This window comes from Nonomuraea sp. CA-143628, assembly GCF_050942315.1.
In the GTDB taxonomy this organism is placed as follows: Bacteria; Actinomycetota; Actinomycetes; order Streptosporangiales; family Streptosporangiaceae; genus Nonomuraea.
This window is the reverse complement of sequence record NZ_CP192072.1, coordinates 13,085,978-13,104,929: the sequence shown is the minus strand read 5'-3', so window position 1 is coordinate 13,104,929 and position 18,952 is coordinate 13,085,978. Positions and strand designations below refer to the sequence as shown.

General features: G+C 70.0%; 20 protein-coding genes. 4 read left to right on the top strand and 16 right to left on the bottom strand.

The annotated features are described in order from the left end of the window. Positions 1-57: 57 nt before the first annotated feature. Positions 58-1,161 carry a transcription termination factor Rho gene (gene rho / locus ACQP2T_RS59780; RefSeq protein WP_433513522.1) on the bottom strand — a complete coding sequence of 368 codons (1,104 nt, stop codon included), beginning with the start codon at positions 1,159-1,161 and terminating at the stop codon, positions 58-60. Positions 1,162-1,544: 383 nt separating this feature from the next. Between rho and ACQP2T_RS59775 the strand changes: the two genes are divergently transcribed. Next, entirely contained in the window at positions 1,545-1,688 is a 144-nt protein-coding gene (locus ACQP2T_RS59775) for a hypothetical protein (protein ID WP_357653584.1), read from the top strand. A 9-nt stretch (positions 1,689-1,697) separates the two neighbouring features. Continuing rightward, positions 1,698-2,447, top strand: a complete 750-nt coding sequence (locus ACQP2T_RS59770; protein ID WP_433513521.1) for an MBL fold metallo-hydrolase — start codon at positions 1,698-1,700, stop codon at positions 2,445-2,447. Positions 2,448-2,466: 19 nt separating this feature from the next. Here ACQP2T_RS59770 and ACQP2T_RS59765 read toward each other — a convergent pair whose 3' ends face one another. Then, on the bottom strand, positions 2,467-4,362 hold the full coding sequence (locus ACQP2T_RS59765) for a sensor histidine kinase (RefSeq protein WP_433513520.1): 1,896 nt from the start codon (positions 4,360-4,362) through the stop codon (positions 2,467-2,469). Between the two features lie 115 nt (positions 4,363-4,477). Further along, entirely contained in the window at positions 4,478-4,966 is a 489-nt protein-coding gene (locus ACQP2T_RS59760) for a hypothetical protein (RefSeq protein WP_433513519.1), read from the bottom strand. Between the two features lie 106 nt (positions 4,967-5,072). Between ACQP2T_RS59760 and ACQP2T_RS59755 the strand changes: the two genes are divergently transcribed. Then, positions 5,073-5,600 carry a DUF6886 family protein gene (locus tag ACQP2T_RS59755; RefSeq protein ID WP_433513518.1) on the top strand — a complete coding sequence of 176 codons (528 nt, stop codon included), beginning with the start codon at positions 5,073-5,075 and terminating at the stop codon, positions 5,598-5,600. Here ACQP2T_RS59755 and ACQP2T_RS59750 read toward each other — a convergent pair. The 3 genes from ACQP2T_RS59750 to ACQP2T_RS59740 form a co-directional block, all read right to left on the bottom strand. Further along, the gene (locus tag ACQP2T_RS59750) at positions 5,566-6,537 is read right to left on the bottom strand and encodes a ketopantoate reductase family protein (RefSeq protein WP_433513517.1); all 972 of its coding nucleotides are present in this window, start codon (positions 6,535-6,537) and stop codon (positions 5,566-5,568) included. The genes ACQP2T_RS59755 and ACQP2T_RS59750 overlap by 35 nt on opposite strands. A gap of 19 nt (positions 6,538-6,556) precedes the next feature. Further along, positions 6,557-7,279 carry a glycosyltransferase family 2 protein gene (locus ACQP2T_RS59745; protein WP_433513516.1) on the bottom strand — a complete coding sequence of 241 codons (723 nt, stop codon included), beginning with the start codon at positions 7,277-7,279 and terminating at the stop codon, positions 6,557-6,559. A gap of 122 nt (positions 7,280-7,401) precedes the next feature. Next, positions 7,402-7,866 carry a DUF2000 domain-containing protein gene (locus tag ACQP2T_RS59740; RefSeq protein ID WP_433513515.1) on the bottom strand — a complete coding sequence of 155 codons (465 nt, stop codon included), beginning with the start codon at positions 7,864-7,866 and terminating at the stop codon, positions 7,402-7,404. A gap of 113 nt (positions 7,867-7,979) precedes the next feature. Here ACQP2T_RS59740 and ACQP2T_RS59735 point away from each other — a divergent pair, with 113 nt between their 5' ends. Further along, complete coding sequence (locus ACQP2T_RS59735) at positions 7,980-8,471, top strand: Lrp/AsnC family transcriptional regulator (protein ID WP_433513514.1); 492 nt, start codon at positions 7,980-7,982, stop codon at positions 8,469-8,471. A gap of 125 nt (positions 8,472-8,596) precedes the next feature. On the opposite strand, the gene ACQP2T_RS59730 is transcribed toward ACQP2T_RS59735, so the two are convergent. The 10 genes from ACQP2T_RS59730 to ACQP2T_RS59685 all read right to left on the bottom strand — a co-directional run bounded on the left by ACQP2T_RS59730 (position 8,597) and on the right by ACQP2T_RS59685 (position 18,817). Next, positions 8,597-9,139, bottom strand: a complete 543-nt coding sequence (locus tag ACQP2T_RS59730) for an AAA family ATPase (RefSeq protein ID WP_433513513.1) — start codon at positions 9,137-9,139, stop codon at positions 8,597-8,599. Next, the gene (lysS, locus tag ACQP2T_RS59725) at positions 9,136-10,758 is read right to left on the bottom strand and encodes a lysine--tRNA ligase (RefSeq protein WP_433513512.1); all 1,623 of its coding nucleotides are present in this window, start codon (positions 10,756-10,758) and stop codon (positions 9,136-9,138) included. The genes ACQP2T_RS59730 and lysS overlap by 4 nt, the downstream gene beginning before the upstream one ends. A 48-nt stretch (positions 10,759-10,806) precedes the next feature. Further along, the gene (locus ACQP2T_RS59720; protein WP_433513511.1) at positions 10,807-11,427 is read right to left on the bottom strand and encodes a VOC family protein; all 621 of its coding nucleotides are present in this window, start codon (positions 11,425-11,427) and stop codon (positions 10,807-10,809) included. Positions 11,428-11,467: 40 nt separating this feature from the next. Further along, positions 11,468-12,061 (bottom strand): alkylhydroperoxidase domain protein, encoded by a 594-nt coding sequence (locus ACQP2T_RS59715; RefSeq protein ID WP_433513510.1) that lies wholly within the window; start codon positions 12,059-12,061, stop codon positions 11,468-11,470. After that, complete coding sequence (locus ACQP2T_RS59710) at positions 12,058-12,654, bottom strand: CMD domain protein (RefSeq protein ID WP_433513509.1); 597 nt, start codon at positions 12,652-12,654, stop codon at positions 12,058-12,060. Before ACQP2T_RS59710 ends, ACQP2T_RS59715 begins: the two co-directional genes overlap by 4 nt. Then, a complete protein-coding gene (locus ACQP2T_RS59705; RefSeq protein WP_433513508.1) occupies positions 12,651-13,634 on the bottom strand; it encodes a putative FMN-dependent luciferase-like monooxygenase in 984 nt (327 codons plus the stop codon). Before ACQP2T_RS59705 ends, ACQP2T_RS59710 begins: the two co-directional genes overlap by 4 nt. Then, on the bottom strand, positions 13,631-15,304 hold the full coding sequence (locus ACQP2T_RS59700) for a dipeptide ABC transporter ATP-binding protein (RefSeq protein WP_433513507.1): 1,674 nt from the start codon (positions 15,302-15,304) through the stop codon (positions 13,631-13,633). The genes ACQP2T_RS59705 and ACQP2T_RS59700 overlap by 4 nt, the downstream gene beginning before the upstream one ends. Before the next feature lie 25 nt (positions 15,305-15,329). Then, entirely contained in the window at positions 15,330-16,109 is a 780-nt protein-coding gene (locus ACQP2T_RS59695; protein ID WP_433513506.1) for an ABC transporter permease, read from the bottom strand. A gap of 78 nt (positions 16,110-16,187) precedes the next feature. Continuing rightward, positions 16,188-17,120 (bottom strand): ABC transporter permease, encoded by a 933-nt coding sequence (locus ACQP2T_RS59690; RefSeq protein ID WP_433513505.1) that lies wholly within the window; start codon positions 17,118-17,120, stop codon positions 16,188-16,190. Then, positions 17,117-18,817: a TIGR04028 family ABC transporter substrate-binding protein gene (locus ACQP2T_RS59685; RefSeq protein ID WP_433513504.1), complete on the bottom strand. Its 1,701-nt coding sequence runs from the start codon at positions 18,815-18,817 to the stop codon at positions 17,117-17,119. Before ACQP2T_RS59685 ends, ACQP2T_RS59690 begins: the two co-directional genes overlap by 4 nt. Positions 18,818-18,952 lie beyond the last annotated feature (135 nt).

Genomic DNA, 18,952 nt, shown 5'->3' with positions numbered 1-18,952 from the left:
ATGTCAGCAAGCATGCGCCCATTGTCATGGCCCGGGGGTACCTGACGCGCCAGGGGGTCAGGCGCCGGCCTCAAGCAGGAAGGCCGCGTTGGAGGGGGTCTCGCGGAGCTTGCCGACCAGCAGCTCCAGCCCCTGCTGCCGATCGAGCGCGCCGAGCATCCGGCGCAGCTTCCAGACCACCTGCCGCTCGCCGGCCGGCAGCAGGATCTCCTCTCGGCGGGTGCCGGAGATGCCCAGGTCGACCGCGGGGAACAGGCGTCGTTCGGCCAGGTCGCGGGCCAGGTGCACCTCCATGTTCCCGGTGCCCTTGAACTCCTCGTACAGGCTGTTGTCCATGCGCGACCCCGTGTCCACCAGCACGGTGGCCAGGATGGTCAGGGAGCCGCCGCCCTCCACGTTGCGCGCGGAGCCGAAGAAGCGCTTCGGCGGGTAGAGCGCGGTGGCGTCGATGCCGCCGGTGAGCACGCGGCCCCCGCCGGGGGCCAGGTTGTTGTACGCGCGCCCGAGCCGCGTCAGCGAGTCGAGCAGCACCACGACGTCCTCGCCGTTCTCCACGAGGCGCTTGGCGCGTTCGATGGCCAGCTCGGCGACGGCGGTATGGTCGCGGTCGGGGTGGTCGAAAGTCGAGTAGAAGACCTCGCCTTTGATGGAGGCGCGCATCTCCGTGACCTCTTCCGGCCGCTCGCCGACGAGCACGACCATGAGGTGCGTCTCCGGGTGATTGCGCGCGATGGCCGCCGCGAGCGCCTGCATGACCATGGTCTTGCCGGCCTTGGGCGGGGCCACGATGAGCCCGCGCTGGCCCTTGCCGATGGGCGCGAACAGGTCGATGACGCGGGTGCTGAGCGACTCGGTCTCGATGCGCAGGCGTTCGGTGGGATGGATCGGGATCAGGTCCGCGAAGTGCGGGCGGTGCCGCCAGTCGGCGGTGCCGTTGACGGACTCGACCTCGACCGGTTTGCCGCCCGCGACGGTGGCGACGACATGGTCGCCGGGGCGCAGGCCGAGCTGCTTGACCCGGTCGGGCGGCACGCGGACGTCATCGGGGCCGGGCAGGTGTCCCGCGCGGATGAAGGCGCCCTTCTCCCGTACGTCGAGCAGGCCGCTGACCTGCCGAATGGGCGCGCCGGAGCGCGGTTTGGGAATGGTTTGAACAGACATGATGAACCCTCCTCGAGGGCACCGCCGAAGAAAGCCGGCGAGTGTGAAGAATGAGCCGGGCCCGGGAACACCGGGGCGGGCTATGGGGGAAGTGGCGGAGCTGGAAGCTCAACGCCGCTGGCAACGTATCACACGTTCCGGCCCATACAACACCTAGCCCGCTTGGGCTATTCCCGGGGGGTTCTGGCTTCTTCCGCCTCGCCGCCGGGGGTGCGGCGTAACAATGTTCTTCTCGGTGCCGGAGTGCTGCGAATTACCCGCAGCAGGTGTGCACGACGACACAGATCGCCCATCAACGCACCGGCAACCTGTCAAGTGAGATGCAGGGCCGCTGCAATCCGATGAGGCTTTCATAGAACCACGAACTCCTTGGGGGGATCACGATGAAGACCAGCACCCGTTGCCCGCGGTGTCACAACGAGCTCGACGAGGGCCCGATCATCTATCGGTGCGCCCACTGCAGCCGCGCCGTCTACGCCGCCGACGTCGAGAACGAGTACGTTCCGCGCCAGCGCGTGGCCGCCTAATCTGGGCGAATGCCACACAAACCGCGCACGATCTCCGGCGTCGAAGTGACGCCTCTCTGCGACGCCGTGGGTCCCATGGGCCCGGCGATCCGCCGCCCGCTCACCGAGATGTTCCCAGGGGGAGGGCTCGCGGACGAGCCGTGGATCCTGCACTTCCACTGTTACCTGCTACGTGACCGGGCGGGCCGGGTCACCCTGGTCGACACCGGCATCGGCGCTGTGGACTCACCGGCGTCGAGCTGGGCGCCGGTGCCGGGGACACTGCCCGGTGAGCTGGCCGCCGCCGGGGTCGAACCGGCCGACGTCGGCACCGTGATCCTCACGCACCTGCACAGCGACCACGCCAGTGGCGCGGTCGCGGACGGCCGGCCGCTGTTCGAGAACGCCAGGTACGTTCTCCAGCAGGCCGAGGTCGACGCGGCCCACGGCGCGATGCTCGACCAGATCGTCACCCCGATCAAGGGCCAGTTGCAGGTGGTCGACGGAGACTGCCAGGTCGCGCCGGGCGTACGCGTCCAGCTCACCCCGGGGCACACCCCAGGCCACCAGATCGTCCGCCTGGGCGAGCTGGCGATGACCGGCGACCTGGTGCTGCACCCGGCGCAGCTGGCCGATCCGAGCGTCCGTTACGTCTACGACGACGACCAGGCGGCGGCGGCCGCCACTCGCGCCGAAGTGCTCGGCGCGCTGCGGGCGGAGCGCGCGGTGCTGGCCACCGCCCACTTCAGTGACCCGTTCCTGGACCTTAGCCCCCTGTAGAGCTCCCTGTAGGTGAATCTCAGGCGGGCACGGGCTGGTCGGCCAGCAGGTCGGCGGGGAGACTGACCAGCGCGGTGAGCCCCCCGTACGGCGAGACGTCGAGCGTGACCTTGATCCCGTTCCTGGCCGCCAGCCTGGCCACCACGAACAGCCCCAGCTGATCACTCTGCGCCAGGTCGAACTCCGGCATCTCGGCCAGCCGCGTGTTGAGCTCGTCGAGCTCGACCCTGGTCAGGCCGAGACCGCGGTCCTCGACCTCGACGGTCACTCCATGCGGGGTGATCGTGGTCCGCAAGTCCACCCGGGTCTGCGGCGGCGAGAAGAGGGTGGCGTTCTCGATCAGCTCGGCCATCAGGTGGGCGACGTCGGTGACCGCCGAGCCGACCAGGGAGACGGGCGGCGGCTGCAGCACCTCGACCCGCGGATACTCCTCGACCTCGGCCACGGCCGCGCGCAGCACGTCGTGGATCGGCACCGGGTTGCGCCAGCCCCGGCCGGGCGCCTGGTCGGACAGGATGATGAGGCTCTCCGCGTGCCTGCGCATGCGGGTCGTGAGGTGGTCGAGCTTGAACAGGTCGCCGAGCGTCTCGGGCTCCTCCGCGCCGCGTTCCATGCTGTCGAGCTGCAGCAACTGGCGGTGGAGCAGCGTCTGGTTGCGTCGGGCCAGGTTGACGAAGACCTGGCTGACGCCGTGACGCAGCCTGGCCTGGCTCAGCGCCGCCGTCACGGCCGTGGCCTGCACGTTGTTGAACGCCTGCACGATGTCCAGCACCTCGCTGGTGTCCGTCTTCACCTCCAGCGGTGGCAGCTCGTCGGGCGTCGGCGCGCCGACGTTCGTACGCAGCCGCTTGACCAGCGCCACCAGGCGTACCTCGGCCAGCTCGGTGGCGGCGTCGCGGAGCCCGGCGAGCTCGCGTACCAGGCGGCCGCGGAAGCGGAGCGACAGCAGGATGGAGGCGAGGACCGCGAGCAGGCCGACGCCGCCCGCCACGCCGATCTTGATCAGCACGTTGACGGCCGTGGGCGTGACGCGCTGCGTGATCTCCCGTACGGCCTGGCGCTGGTTGCGATCGACGGCCGTCCACAGGTTGCTCGCGTCGACGGGCCAGGTGGCCGCCGTGGCGGGCAGGCCGTTCGTGGTGGCCTGGCCCATGATGGCGTCCTCCGCGCGCATGAACTCGCGGTAGGCGGGCGAGGAGACCAGCTGCTCGTACGGCCCGCGCAGCTCGGAGTCGAGGTGGGACAGCGCCTGGGTGTAGAGCAGGCGCCTGGTGGCGACCATGCCGGTGAACTCCCGGCGCTCAAGGGTGGTCGCCTTGCCCCTGTCCAGGACCACGGCGATGATCGACCGCTCTCTCGACAGCAGGTCCTTGGCCTCGCCCAGCATGGTGACGGCGCGGGCCTGCCGGTAGAGCGTCATGTCCGGCATGAGGATCATCGCGTCGTACATGCGGAAGGAGGCGTCGGTGATCTGGCTGTAGCCGTCGATCACGTTGAGCGGGGCGGGGTTCCCGCCGTCGACCTGGCGCCGGATCGCGGGTAGCGCGTCGAGCCGGTCGTACAGAGCTCTGAGCTGCACGGCCATCCCGGACGAGATGGCCTGCTGGTCGGCGGCCAGCTTGCGGAAGTCCGCGACGGCCTTGTCCGTCTGGGCGCGCTGCCTGGCCAGCTGGGCGGTGCCGCGCTTGGTCGTAAGGAACTCGACGGAGGCCAGCCGCTCGTTCTGGAGCTCGACGTTGATCTGCTCGGACGGGTCGGCCAGGTTCGTCACCAGATCGTTGATCTCCAGCAGGCGCAGGCCGTCGCCGCCGGTCAGTGTCGCCGCGAAGGCCCACAGGCCGACCAATGACGTGAGCGGGACGATCAGCAGAATGAGGAGCTTGATGGCGATGGGACGGCCACGCGTGGGGGGCATGCGACCTCCGGAGGCATGATGAGATCGCCTCGCAGAGTACACCCCATTTTGCCGGGATTTCTGGCGACGGCTCGGCGCGAGGGCCCTGACGCCCCCGCGCCTGCCGCGCTCAGGGCTATCGCCGCCTGGGGTTCTCGACGCCACCGGCCACGAGCCGGTCGGTCGACTCGGACTCGTGCCCGGGCTCGGGCTCGCGTGCGTGCTCGGGCCGGCGCACCTGCTCGGGCACGCGCAGGTTCTGCGTCTCGCGCATGTCCGGCTCGCGCGCGTGCTCAGGCTCGCGCGTGGCGGCGTGCTCGTGCTCGTCCTGCAGCTTCCGCTCCAGCTCGCGCTTCTCCTCTTCGAGCCGGGCCACCCGGCTGGAGGCCTCGGCGCTCGCCACGCGCTTCTGGCGGCGACGCTTGGCCGACCGGCGGGAACCGGAGCTGATCATCGCGATGCCCAGCAGCAGCACGGCCGTGGTCACGGCACCGGCGATGAACATGCCGAACGAATTGAATTCGAACGTGTAGCCGAACAGAATGTACCTGGAGGTCTCCTCGGCGGCCACCAAGGCGATGGCGCCACCGGCGAGCAGGACCAGGAGTAGACCCAGCAAGATCATTTCAGCTCACTCCCTGTCGTCAGAGCGAGTCCCTACTGCCCCGGCTCGGGCGGACTATGCCGCGCGATCGCCGATCAGGCCGGGGTTCCAGGTCATCATGGAGATCATGAGACCTGAGCCCGGCCAAGTGCTGCACTTCTCCGAGGACCCGACGATCGAGCTGTTCGTGCCGCACGTGGCGCCGACCTCCGCCCTGCGCGAGCCGTACGTCTGGGCGGTCGGCTACGAGCGCTGCCCCGACTACTGGTTCCCGCGGGCCTGCCCGCGGGCGATGGCCTGGAAAACGGCCGGCACCAGCGAGGCCGACGCCGACCGGATCATCGGCGCGGGCTGCGGCGACCGGGTGCACGCCATCGAGTACGGCTGGCTCAAGGCGCTCATGGACGTCGGCCTTTACGCCTACCGGCTGCCCGCCGGCCCTTTCCGCGCCATCGGCGACGACGGGCACGCGCTCGTGGCCGAGGTGCCGGTGAAGCCGCTCGGCCCCGCGGAGCCGGTGCCGGATCTCCTGGACCTGCACGAGGAGGCCGGGATCCAGCTGCGCGTGCTGGACAACCTCTGGTCGTTCTGGAACGAGGTGACGGCCAGCACGCTGGGCTTCAGCGGGATACGGCTGCGGAACGCTCGTCGATGAGCGCGGCCAGCTCGGCGGCCGACATCGAGCCGGGCGGCAGCTTCTCACGCGCGTGGCGGTTGGCCTCGCGCTGGAGCACCTCGTTGGCCGGGGTCGGGATCCCATACTCGCGGCCGAGCAGCACGATCTCGCCGTTGAGGTAGTCGGCCTCGATCGAGCCGCTGGACCTGGCCAGGCTCTGCCAGGAGGATCCGCCGCCGCGTTCGACGCCCTCGATCGGCCGGACGTCCACCTTGTCGCCGCGGAGCTCCGCCTGCTCGCTCGGCGTGGCGTAGGGGATGCCCGCCTCCTCCAGCACGGCCATGCCCTCGGCCCTGGCCTGCTCGGTCAGCGCCTCGCCGCCGGAACCGCTCCGGCAGACCGCGTCGACGGCGTTGTTCAGGTTGCCGAGCAGCTTGGCGTACTTCCAGCGCATGACGTCGGGCGCGTCGAGCCCGTACATGCCGCTCTTGTTGAGGTCGGTGACGAGCCGCCGGGAGACTTCATCCACACCCTGTGGATAACGTCCGACATGCAGCATGCCCGAGTACGGGTGGCCGAAGGCCGCGACCGTTCCGGGCTCCAGATGTGAGGCGGGCAGCCACACGCACATGCCGTAAACCTTGTCGAACCTCCGCAGGACGGTCCGCTCGTTGTCGACGCCGTTCTGGGCGCACACCACCGGCAGGTGCCTGGGCCACGGGTCGAGCGCGCTGATCGTGTCCTGCGACTTGGTCGCCACGATCAGCGCGTCGTCGTCGCGCGTCGGCACAGGGCCGTCGGCCACGGGCACGTCCAGGGTCTCGGTGGAGTCGGGCGTGATCAGGCGCAGCCCGCCGCTCTTCAGCGCCTCATAGTGGGCGCCGCGCGCGACCAGCACGACCTCGTGCCCGCCCTGGAACAACCGTGCCCCGATAGTGCCGCCAACTGCTCCTGCTCCGATGACTATGTAGCGCATCGTCCGAGAATGTCACCGTTCACTCGGCGAGCGCCACCTGGGCCTGCGGTGCCATCGCCCCTCTGGTGCGCTCCCGGAGGATCGTCTTGAGTACGCGCCAGCCGTCGCGTACGGCGTGCAGGTTGCTCTCGCCGTGGATGCGGGAGTGCTCGTGGCTGGGCACCTCGCTGATCCGGAGTCCGGCCTGGGCGGCCCTGACGTTCATCAGCGTCTCGATCTCGAAGCCGTCGCAGTCCAGCGCCATCGCGTCCAGGTGGCGGGCCCAGAACGCGTTGTAGCCGTAGCACAGGTCGGTGTAGTGGGTGCCGTACAACAGGTTCGTCAGGCCCGTGAGGACCTTGTTGCCGAGCGAGCGCAGCGGGCTGATGTCGTCGGAGCCACCGCCCGGGGCGTACCTGGAGCCCTTGGCGAAATCGGCCCCTTGAACCAGGGTGCTGACGAAGGAGGAAATCTCTCCACCGTCGGTCGACCCATCGGCGTCGATCATGACGATGATGTCGCCACGTGCCGCGGCGAATCCCTCAATGAGGGCGTTGCCCTTGCCGCGTCCCGACTGCGTCACCACGCGCAGGTCGGGCCGGAGCCGCCGGGCCACGGCTACCGTGTTGTCGGTCGAGTTGCCGTCGACGAGGACCACCTCGTCGATCCAGGTGGGCAGCGTCGCGAAGACGTGAGGGAGATTGCCGGCCTCGTTCATCGCAGGAACGACTACAGTGACGCTCACGGCGAAGGGCTTGTTCATGCCCCGAAGGTGCGCCGACCCGCATGCAAGTCGCTTGACAGCTTCTTGCATCGATCGCGGATATATGTATATGTCTGCTTATATAGTCCCGGGTTTCTCGTGTAACTGAGGCACCCGGATATTTAGCGAAGCAAAGGAAGCCGCCCGGTGTGGCGCTCCACCGCCGCGCGCGGACCGAGCAGGCTGACCGCGTAGTACGGCGGGTCCTCGGTGCGGGCGAGCTCGGCCAGGTAGTCGTCGTAGACGTTCGTCCGCTGGGCGATGGCCGCCATGTCGGTGACGACCAGGTCGGGCTCGGCGGCGGCGTCGGCGCGCACCCGGCTGACGATCGCGGCGGGCGCGGCCAGCACCGTGCAGCCGATCCACGGCAGCCCGGCATGCGCGTGGCCGCCGGCGTCGGTGCCGCCCGAGCCGAGGATCGCGGGCACCGTACGGCCCACGGAGGCGGCGAGGCAGGCGGCGGCGTTCGCCTGGAGGCCGCGGGGCAGGTCACGGTCCATCACCATCACCCACTTCACCGGGAGATCCCGGGTGGGCAGGTCGCTACGGTGGTCGAGGCTGTCGATCCAGTCGGCGAGCACAGTCATCCATCTCTCCTTCTCCGAACTTATGAGGGGAGATTGCACTTTTCTCTGCTGGATGGACAACTCAATAGCCTGGATTCCGAAGGAAGTTCGGAGATTAGTGGGAGAATGCGGGCGTGGACGAACTTGATACGGCCATCGTCGTCGAGCTGCAGCGCGACGGCCGCCAGACCAACCGCGAGCTCGCCGAGCGGATCGGCATCGCGCCCTCGACCTGCCTCGAACGGGTGCGGTCGCTGCGCGGGAGCGGGGTGATCGAAGGCTTCCACGCCGAGGTCAACCTGGGCGCCATCGGGCGTCCGGTGCAGGCGCTCATCCACGTACGGCTGCATCCCAAGATCCGCGAGGCGGTGGAGGGGTTCCGCGACTACGTGGCCACGCTGCCGGAGACCCTGGCGATCTTCGTGGTGTCGGGCGGCGACGACTTCATCATCCAGGTGGCGGTGCGCGACACGGGGCATCTGCGTGACTTCGTGCTCGACCATGTCTCGCGGCATCGCAACATCGCCGACGTGCGTACGTCGCTCGTCTACGACCACATCCGCAAGACCTCGGTCGAGGTCCTGCCCCCTGAACGCCCCAGCCCACCCCGCACCGGCCGGAAGTGACCGTACGACGGGTCGCTGTCAGATGGCGGCCCTCGGGGCGCGTCGGTCAGAGGGCGGGCTCCACGCGGGACGGCGGCGACCGCGCGACTGCGGTCGTACGCCTGGCGACCGTCAGGCGGCGGCCGTCAGACGGCGGGCTCCACGTGGACGACGGACTCCGCAGCCCTGGCGAGGATCTCGTCGACCGTCTCGGCGGGTGTCTGGGACGAGGTGTCGAGCCAGAGGCCGAGGCGCGGGGTGTCGCGCCGGAGCGCCTCGTCGAGCTGGGCCGCCGTCCAGACGCCGTAGCCCGTCTTGGCGCGCTCCGCCTCCCGCCGCTCTACCACGGCGGCGTCAGGGGCCAGCACGATCACGTGCAGCGGACGGCTCCGGATCAGCCCGGCGAACAGCTCTAGGTCCGCGCCCAGCACCACATCCTGGACGACCGGCGTGAAACCCTCCTGGAAATAGAGATCGGCCGCGGTGGCGGCGAGCCGGTAGCGCAGGCGTAGCTGGCGGTGCGCCTCCTCGTCGGGCTCCGGTGCCATGCCGACACCCCCGTTGACCACCATGCGGCGGAACAGGTCACCCCGGACATGCGCCGATCGGGGCAGCCGCTCGGCCAGCGCCTGCCCGACCGTCGACTTGCCCGCGGCCGAGATACCGGTGATGAGGAAGACGGAGCTCAAGCGCCGACCAGCTTCCGGACCTGGTCGGCGCCGACGGCCAGGAGGAGGGTGGGGAGGCGTGGGCCGGTGTCGCGGCTGACCAGGAGCCGATACAGCAGGGCGAAGAAGGCTCGCTGCGCCGTCTTCAGCTCGGGCGTGGCCTTGGCGTCGGGCGCCAGCCCGGCTCGTACCTTCGGCACGCCGTAGACCAGCGTGGTCAGCCCGTCGAGCGACCAGTGCTCGTCGAGCCCGTCGACCAGCAGCCGCAGCGAGTCCCGCTCGTCCTCGTCGAGCGCGGCGAGCAACTCGGCGTCGGGCGACTCGCGCACGCGGGTGCGCTGGTCGGCGGAGACCTGGGTGTCGACCCAACGCTGCGCGCGGTCGAGCCGGGGCCGGGCCTCGTCGAGTGAGGTGAGCTCGCCGTCGAGGTCGCGCAGGATCCGTAGCGTCTGGTCGTCGTCGCCCGTGGTGATGTCGACGACGGAGGCCAGCGTCCGGTACGGCACCGGGCGCGGCGTGGCGGCCAGCGGGCCCTCGGCCGTGCGTACGGCCCGCTCGTAGGCGGCCAGCTCGGCGGGTTGGGCCGCGTCGTTTGCGACCTTGCGGCCCAGGCTGTCCCACTCGTCGTAGAGCCGCTGGATCTCCTGGTCGAAGGCGATCTTGAAGGACTGGGAGGGCTTGCGCCGCGCGTACAGCCAGCGCAGCACCGGGGCCTCCATGATCTCCAGCGCGTCGGCCGGAGTCGGCACGCCACCCTTGGAGCTGCTCATCTTGGCCATGCCGGTGATGCCGACGAAGGCGTACATCGGGCCGATCGGCCGCTCGCCGCCGAACACCTCGCCGACGATCTGCCCGCCGACCACCCAGGCGGAGCCGGGGGAGTGATGATCGACGCCCGAAGGCTCGAACACCACGCCCTCGTACGCCCACCGCATCGGCCAGTCGACCTTCCACACCAGCTTGCCGCGGTCGTGCTCGGCCAGGCGCACGGTCTCCCCGAACCCGCACTCGCACACGTACGCCAGCTCGGTGCTGTCGTCGTCATAGGCGGTGACGGTCGTGAGATCCCGCTCGCACAGCTCGCAATAGGGCCTGTAGGGGTAGTAGTCGACCGCCTCGGTGGGGGCCGCCTCCTTGGTGCGGTAGCGGGCCAGGACCGCGTTGATCCGTTCCCGCTCGCGCATGGCGAGCAGGATCTGCTCGCGGTAGGTGCCGGCGGAGTATTGCTCGGTCTGGCTGATGCCGGTGTAGGTGATGCCGAGGTCGGCCAGCGCCTCGATCATCGGCGCTTTGAAGTGCTCGGCCCAGCTCGCGTACGGGCTGCCCGGCGGGGCGGGCACCGAGGTCAGGGGCTTGCCGATGTGGTCGGCCCAGGACGGGTCGATGCCCGCGGGCACCCTGCGGAAGCGGTCGTAGTCGTCCCACGACAGCAGGTGCACGCAGTCGAGGCCGCGGCGGCGGATCTCGTCGGCGACCAGGTGCGGAGTCGTGACCTCCCGCAGGTTGCCCAGGTGGATCGGCCCTGATGGGCTCAATCCGGAGGCGCAGACGATCGGTTTCCCCGGGGCACGACGCTCCGCCTCGGAGATCACCTCATCCGCGAACCTGGAGACCCAGTCGGTCTCCGTAGTGTCAGCCATCGCGCCATTCTTGCGGCTAGCCCGCGATCAAGCCAACGGAATGCGCGGCTAGGCCAGGGTCACGGGGCCGAGCGGGGTGTCGAGCACGGCCCGCAACAAGATCTCCGGGCCCTCTGTGACGTCCAGCTCGACGCCCAGCGCGGCCAGGTCGCGGCGGAGCGCGGCGGGCTCCGGGTGGACCGCGCCGAAGGCGGACAGCCCCAGCCGGGGCAGCCCTGCGGGACGGGCGGTGTCGCCCCAGTCGATAAGGAACGGCACCGGCTGGACCGGCTCGGGATCGTCTCGCCTGGTGAGCCGCCACTCCAGCAGAGTGCCGTCGGGGGTGCGCCGGGACAGCGGCTCGATGTCGCCGGGGTCGTAGCCCTGCTCGCGGGCCTCCCGTACGGACTTGTCGAGGTCCGCGGAGCGCACGGCCCAGGTGATGAGCCGCGGTTCGGTGACGGTCTCCAGGTCGAAGAAGGAGCGCCGGGGTCCGGGGTCCGCTTCCGGATCGGGGCCGACGATCTCCAGGTAGGAGGTCTCGCCGAAGCCGACCAGGTAGTTGGCGGTGCCGCCGGGGTGGCGGCCCCCGACCGCCGGGGTGACCCCGGTGCGCTCGGCGAAGTCGGCGACGCCGAGCAGGAGGTCGGGTACGGCGTAGACGAGGTGGTCGAGGCCAGGATCGGTCACTGGACTGCCTCCGGTCGGCGGTGGGCTCTCGGATCGGTCATTAGTCTGCCTTCCGGTCGTCGGTGGGCTCTCCTAGCGAGAGCATGAGCCGGTTCGCCCAGTTGAAGAAGGCCGCCGCGTGAATCGTGTCGCTGATCGCCAGATTGTCCAGCCCGGCCGCGCGCAGCGCCTCGATGTGCTCGGCACCGAACTCGGACGGTGTGGCCGCCAGCGCCACCGAGGCGTCGATGACGGCCCGCCACCGCCCGTCCTGCGGCGCCGCCACGCCCTCGTCGAGCAGCCGCCGTACGTCGTCGGGCCGTTTGGAGTAGTGCGCCGCGAACCGCGCGTGCACGGAGGCGCAGAAGACGCACCCGTTGCGGCGCGAGGTGGCGGTGGCGGCCAGCTCGCGTTCCGGGCGCGGCAGGCCGCCCTTGGTGTTGTAGAAGATGTCGTTGTCGGTCTTGGTCCGCGCGTGCAGGATCTCCGGGTCGTGGGCGAGCAGCCTGAAGTACGGCGAGGCGGCGCGGGACGCGTCGACCAGGGCCTCCCGGTGGGCCTCGGTCAGCTCGTGTTCGGCCAGTGGCGTCAGCCACGGTGTCCAGCCCAGCTGGTCGGTGGTGAAGCCCAGCTGGTCGGTGGTGGAGTTGGTCATGCGGTGGTCTCCTTCTGGGCGGCGCCGAGCAGCCGCAGGCCCGCGACCACCCGGATCTGGAAGCTGAGGAAGGCCACGAGCTGCGAGAGCGTCACGATGGCCGGGTCGCTCCAGCCCGCGTCCGTGAGTGCCCGCAGGTCCTTGGGGTCGGCCTCGCGTGGGCGGAACACCAGCAGATGCGCGTGCTCGAAGGCGGCGGCGAGCCGGGCCCCGAGCGCTTCGGGCTGCCGGGTCCGGTAACGCAGCCCTTCGTCGCTCTCGGCGGCGAGGGGTCCGTCGGCGGGGTAGGTGCCGTAGGGGCCGGTCGTACTCCCGGCCTCGATCTCCAGCCGGACCGCGCCGAGCAGCTCGGGGGCCAGCTCGGCGAGCCGGTCGGCGTAGAAACGGGCGGTACGGGGATCGCTGTGCAGGCCGGTCACGAAGGCCGCCACCGCGTCCCGCTCGACCAGCGAGACCGCGCCGGGCACGTCAGGGGTGAGCAGCGCGTCGAAGCCGCGCTGGGCGTGCTCACGGGCGTCCGGCCGCCGGTCGCGCAGGCGATCGAGCGGGGAGTCCGGCTCGATCCCCACCAGGTGGTCGATCACGTCGATCATGTGGAGCTCAATTCCGTGGTGTTCGGGGCCCAGCCGAACGCGGGGGCGACCTCGGTCGCCAGCAGTTCGATGGAGCGGAGGATCAGCGGGTGCGGCGGGTCGACCGAGTGCACCTGCAGGACCAGGTCGGTGACCCGGTCGAGCGTGGGATCGGCCTTGAGGCTGTCGATGACGTCCTGCGGGGTGCCCACGTGCACGTCGAAGGCGGTGATGCGGTCGCGGGAGGTCTCGAACGGCAACCGGGCGCGGCTCAGCCCGCGTTCGGCGTACCGCAGCGCCTCGGCCCGGCTGTCGGCCACGAACGCGGTCCGCGACGCCACGATCCGGGGCGCGGTGCCCGCGGGCAGGTTCTCGTAGTAGGCGTCCACGATGGGCAACTGGATCTCCGCCAGCGTCGCCTCGGGATGCTCCTCGGAACGTGGCTGGGTACGCGACAGCATCAGCCCGTTGCCCGCCCGCCCCGCCCTGGCGCCGCCGCTCACCGAGAACGTCGCCTCCCAGACGGCGTCGAGCAGCCGCGGCGCCGCGGGATAGAGCCGGTTGCCGCCGCCGAGGTCGCGGCCCGACCAGGCGTCGACGAGCACCGCCAGATGCGCGGCGTAGACGGCCGCGCGCCGCGCGCTCTCCTTCCCGAACGCGGTGAACGACGACGGCGTGCCGCCGCTGCCGACACCCACTTCGAGCCGGCCGCCGGTCAGCAGGTCGAGTACGGCGGTGTCCTCGGCCACGCGTACCGGATGTTCGAGCGGCAGCGTGATGATGCCGGTGCCGAGCCTGATCCGGCTGGTACGCGCGGCGACATGGGCGAGGAAGACCAGCGGCGCGGGCAGTCCGCCCTCCGCGCCGTCGAAGTGGTGCTGCGCCACCCACGCCGTGTCGAACCCGAAGGACTCCGCGTGCCCGATCTGCTCGGCGGCCAGCCGGTAGCGCTCGTCGGCGGGCACCTCGTCGAGCAGCCGGCTGAAGAATCCCAGCCTCATCGCACCGGCTCCGGGATCGCGGCCAGGAGTTCGCGGGTGTAGTCGTGTTGTGGGTCGGTGAAGACCCGTTGTGTGGTTCCGAATTCCACTATGCGTCCCTTGTTCATGACGGAAACGGTGTGTGAGATCTGGCGCACCACCGCGAGGTCGTGCGAGATGAACAGATAAGTCAGCCCCAGGTCACGCTGGAGCTCTTCGAGCAGGTCCAGGATCTGCGCCTGTACGGTCACGTCGAGCGCGGAGACCGCCTCGTCGAGCACCACGACTCCCGGATCGACGGCCAGCGCGCGGGCGATGGCCACGCGCTGCCGCTGGCCGCCGGACAGCTCGCGTGGCCTGCGGTCGAGCAGGCTCGCGGGGAGCGCCACACGTTCCATCAGATCACGCACCCTGCGGCGGCGGGCGGCGTGGTCGCCGAGCCGGAAGTTGCGCAGCGGCTCCTCCACGATGGCGGCGATGGACTGGCGGGGGTCGAGCGAGCCGTAGGGGTTCTGGTAGACGAGCTGCACATGACGCCGGAAGTCGTGCCCCGCCTTCGCTCCGGCGACCGCTCTCCCTCCGGCGACCGCTCTCCCTCCGGCGACCGTCTCTGCTCCGGCGGTCGTCCCCGCTCCGGCGACCGTCCTCGCTGCGGCCACCGTTCCCGTGCCGGAGATCGTCACGGTGCCGGAGGTGGGCTCGGCGAAGCGTACGACCATGCGGGCCGTGGTCGTCTTGCCCGATCCGGACTCGCCCACGAGGGCGTGCGTGGTGCCGGGGAGTACCTCGAAGGACACCCCGTCGACGGCGCGGAACGGACGTCTCCCGACGCGGAACTCCTTGACGAGGTCGCGAACCACGATCGCGGGCTCCTCGTCTGTGACCTCCTCTACCGCCTCTACCGCGCGGAACTCGCGCACCGACAGCGCGGGCGCGTCGCGCAGCAGCTGTCCGGTATAGGCGGCCTGCGGATCCGACAGGACCTGGCCCGACGGGCCCTGTTCCTCGATCCGGCCGTCCTTCATGACGATCAGGCGGTCCGAGCGGTTCGCGGCGATGCCCAGGTCGTGGGTGACCAGCAGAACCGCCGTACCGAACTCGGCGCGCAGGTCGTCGATGAGGTCCAGGATGCGCCGCTGCACGGTGACGTCCAGCGCGCTGGTCGGTTCGTCGGCGATGACGAGCCGCGGTTCCAGGGCGATCGCGATGGCGATGAGGACCCGCTGACGCATCCCGCCGGACAGCTCGTGCGGGTACTGGCGGGCGCGCGCCTCCGGGTCCAGCAGGCCGACGCGGGTGAGCAGGTCCACGACGCGGCGGGAGATCGTACGACGGTCGCCGCGTTTGTGGATGCGCAGGACCTCGCCGATCTGGGCGCCGACGGTCTTGACCGGGTTCAGGGAGTTGGACGGGTCCTGCGGGATCAGGCCGATCTGGGCGCCCCTGATCGATTCCATCCGGCGGGTGGACCAGGTGGCCAGGTCGGAGTCGCCGAGCAGGATCCGGCCGCTGTCGACGGTGGCGTTCGGGGGCAGCAGGCCGATGATCGAGTGGGCGGTGGTCGTCTTGCCGGAGCCGGACTCGCCGACCACCGCGACCACCTCGCCGGGCTCGACCGTGAACGAGATCCCCTGGACCGCCGGCCGGGCGTCGTAGGAGACCGCGAGGTCGCGTACGTCCAGGAGGCTCATTGGTTGGGGCCTCCAATCGACCAGCTCATGTCGTGTTCCCTCCGATAGAGCGGCTGATTCGGCTCGCGGCCAGTACCACGGCCACGACCACCACGCCGGGCAGCGTCGTCAGCCACCACGAGGTGGCCAGGTAGTTGCGGCCCTCCGAGATGAGCAGGCCCCACTCCGGCGTCGGCGGCTCGGCGCCGTAGCCGAGGAAGCCGAGCGTCGAGATGGCCAGGATCGCCACCCCGAACTGCAGGGCGGCCAGCGCGATGACCGGGCCGAGCGAGTTGGGCAGGACGTGCCGCCAGAGCACGGCCGGGAGTCGGCCGCCGCTGCCGAACGCGGCCTCCACGTAGTCGGACCGGCGCACCCGTACGACCTCCGAGCGCGACAGGCGGGCGAACGCGGCGACCGACCCGATGCCGACCGCGATCGCCACGTTGACCGTGCCGGGGCCGAGCAGGATGATCACCGTCAGCGCCAAGAGCAGGCCGGGTACGGACAGCAGGACGTCGGCCACCCGCATGACGGCGTCGTCGAGCAGCCCACCGGTCGACCCGGCCAGCAGGCCGAGCAGCGTGCCCGCGAGCAGGCCCACGGCGACGGCGACGAACGCGCCCGACAGGGAGTGCACGGAGCCGTGCACCACGCGGGCGAACAGGTCGCGGCCCACGGCGTCGGTGCCGAACAGGTGCTCGGTGCTCGGCGGGCGCAGCTTCTCGGCCGGCACCCCGGCCAGCGGGTCGTGCTCGGTGAACAGGGCGGGCACGACGGCCCAGAGCACGACAAGGGCGATCGTCAACCAGGACAGGGCCTTCACGCTGCCGCCTCCCAGAGCACGACACGAGACTGGATCTTCACGCTGCCGCCTCCCAAGGCACGGCAAGGGACAGGATCTTCACGCCGCCGCCTTCAGTCGCGGGTCGAGCACCGGGAACAGCAGGTCCACACCCAGGTTGACCAGGACGAACACGCTGCTCGCGAGCACCACGACGGCCAGCATCACCGGTGTGTCCTGCGCGTTGACCGCCTGCTCGGTCAGCCGTCCGACGCCGTTGCGGCCGAAGACCGTCTCGGTGACGACCGACCCCGCGATGAGCTCGCCGAACGTCATCCCGGCGACGGTCAGCGCGGGCAGCATCGCGTTGCGGGCCACATGCCGCCACAGGATCCACCATTGCGACGCGCCCTTGGCGGCCACGACGGGTACGAACGGCTGCGTGTAGACCTGGTCGATGCCGCGCGCCAGCACCTGCGCGATCGGCGCCGAGATCGGCACGGCCAACGTCAGCACTGGTAGGAGGAGCTGCTGCGTCGGGCTGCCGCCGATCACCGGCACCAGCCCGAGCTGGAACGAGAACACCTGGATCAGCAGGATCCCCAGCCAGAAGGCGGGCACCGAGACGAACAGCGACGGCACCGCCAGCAGCGCCCCGCGCAGCCACGACGTACGGCTGTAACCGGCGGCGAAGGCGAGCACGACGGCGATCAGCACGGCCAGCGCGAAGCCCGCCGTGGCCAGTTTGGCCGTCTCCGGCAGCGCCTCGGCCAGCCGTTCGATCACCGGCGTGCCGGTGTCGATCGAGTAGCCGAAGCCGCCGCGCAGGAAGCCGAGCAGCGTGTGGAGGTAGCCGATGATCGGCGGGTCGCCGCCGCCGTAGTAGGCGCGGATCTCGGCGATCTGCTGGGGCGACAGCCCGAGCTCCGGGTTCTGGAACTTGATCAGGATCGAGTCGCCGGGCAGGAGCTGGAGGAGGACATAGCCCGCCGTGAAGGCGGCCCACAGCACCAGCGCCGCCTGCCCGACGCGCAGCAGGACGTATCGGGTCACCGCTTCGACAGCCAGACCGAGTAGAAGGTGGGCCTGGCCACCGCCTCGAAGGCGACACCCTGGACGTACGGGGCGGCGCCGTAGACCTGCGGCTCCTCGAACAGCGGGATCGCGTAGCCCTGGTCCACCACGTAGTGCTGGATCTCGCCGACCTTGGCGTCACGGGCGGCCTTGTCCGCCAGGGCCGACTCCTCCTCCAGGAGCTTGTCGAGTTTGGTGTCCTTGGACAGGATGACGTCGCGGTTCTGGCTGTGGAAGTGGCTCTTGATCACGTCCTCGTCGGCTCGGCCGACCATCGAGTGGGCGATGGCGGTCTTCTCCGCGTCCTTGATGTCGACGGCCTGGGTGCCGGCGTCGGCGGGGCGGATCTCCAGCTTCACGCCGATCTTGGTCCACTGCTGGGCTATGAGTTCGAGGGTCTGCTTGGACAGCGGTTGCGGGCCCGAGACGAAGACGCCCAGCTGGAGCGGCTTGCCGTTCTTGGCCCGGATGCCGTCGGCGCCGCGCGCCCAGCCCGCCTTGTCGAGCAGGGCGTTGGCCTTGGCCGGGTCGTAGGCGAGCTCCTTGGACAGGTCGACGTACCCGTGGGCGAGGTGGCTGAGGACCGAGGTGGCGACCGGGTAGCTCGGGGTGAACAGGGTGTCGACCACCTCCTTGGCGTTGGTTCCTGCCTGGAGCGCTTTGCGTACGTCGAGGTCGCTGAGGATGCTGTTGCCGGGCCGCAGGTAGAGGCCGTTGTTCACGCCTCTGGTCGGCTCCGCATAAATCTTGAAATTCGCGTCCTTGACGGTTTTTTCGTCATAAGCCTGTACGTAGCGCACGTAGTCGGCCTGGCCGGAGGTGAGCGCGCCCACCCGCACGTTGTCCTCGGGCGTCACGATGATCTTGATCGTGTCCAGGTACGCGCGGCCCTGGTGCTTCGACGACGCCGGCGCCCAGTTGTAGTCCTTGCGGGCGGCCAGGTCGATCTCCTTGTCCACGACCTGCTTCGCCACGGTGAACGGGCCGGATCCGATGACGTTCTTGAGCTGGCACTGCTGTTCGTACGGCAGCGAGATCGTCTTCTTCGACACCAGGCCCGCGCCGATGACCGAGGTTCCTTGCAGAAAACCGGGTGACGGCTTCTTGAAATGGAAGCGCACGGTTCTGTTGTCGATGACCTCACTGCGTTCGTAGTTGTTGACGAACTCGGCCGGGGGCAGCTTGAGGTCGGTGTCGCCCAGGCCGTACACGTCGAAGTTGGCGGCCACGGCTGAGGCGTCGAGCGGGCTGCCGTCGCTGAAGGTCACGCCGTCGCGCAGGTGGAAGGTGTATTCGGTGGCGTCCTTGTTCACCTCCCACTTGGTGGCGATCCACGGCTCGATCCGCAGCGTCTTCGGGTCCTGCCAGGTCAGCTTGTCGGTGAGCTGGTTCAGCACGCCGCCGTTCGGATAGAAGCCGGCGGCGGGCAGGTAGAGGCAGGTCGGTGGCTGATGCTCCAGGTAGGTCAGCGTGCCCCCGTAGACGGGTGCCCCATTGGCGGCCTGCGCCTGGACGGCGGGACCGCTGCTGCCGCAGGCGGCGAGGAGCCCTGAGACGGCCAGCCCTGAGACGGTGAGCGCCGAGCGATTGAGCCCCAGGCGATTGAGTCTCAGACGAGTGAGCCTCAGGCGGTTGGGCCCCAGACGAGTGAGCATGGTGAGCGCGGCGGAACGCATGGGACATCCTTCACGGCGGTGGTCGCTGAAACTAAAACCACCATATCCTACCTAGATAGTAGGTTTATAGCCCGGCCCTGCCCTGCCCTCTCAGCGGCCTGGCTGAGCGCCGCAGGCTCAGCGGCGCCAGTGAGC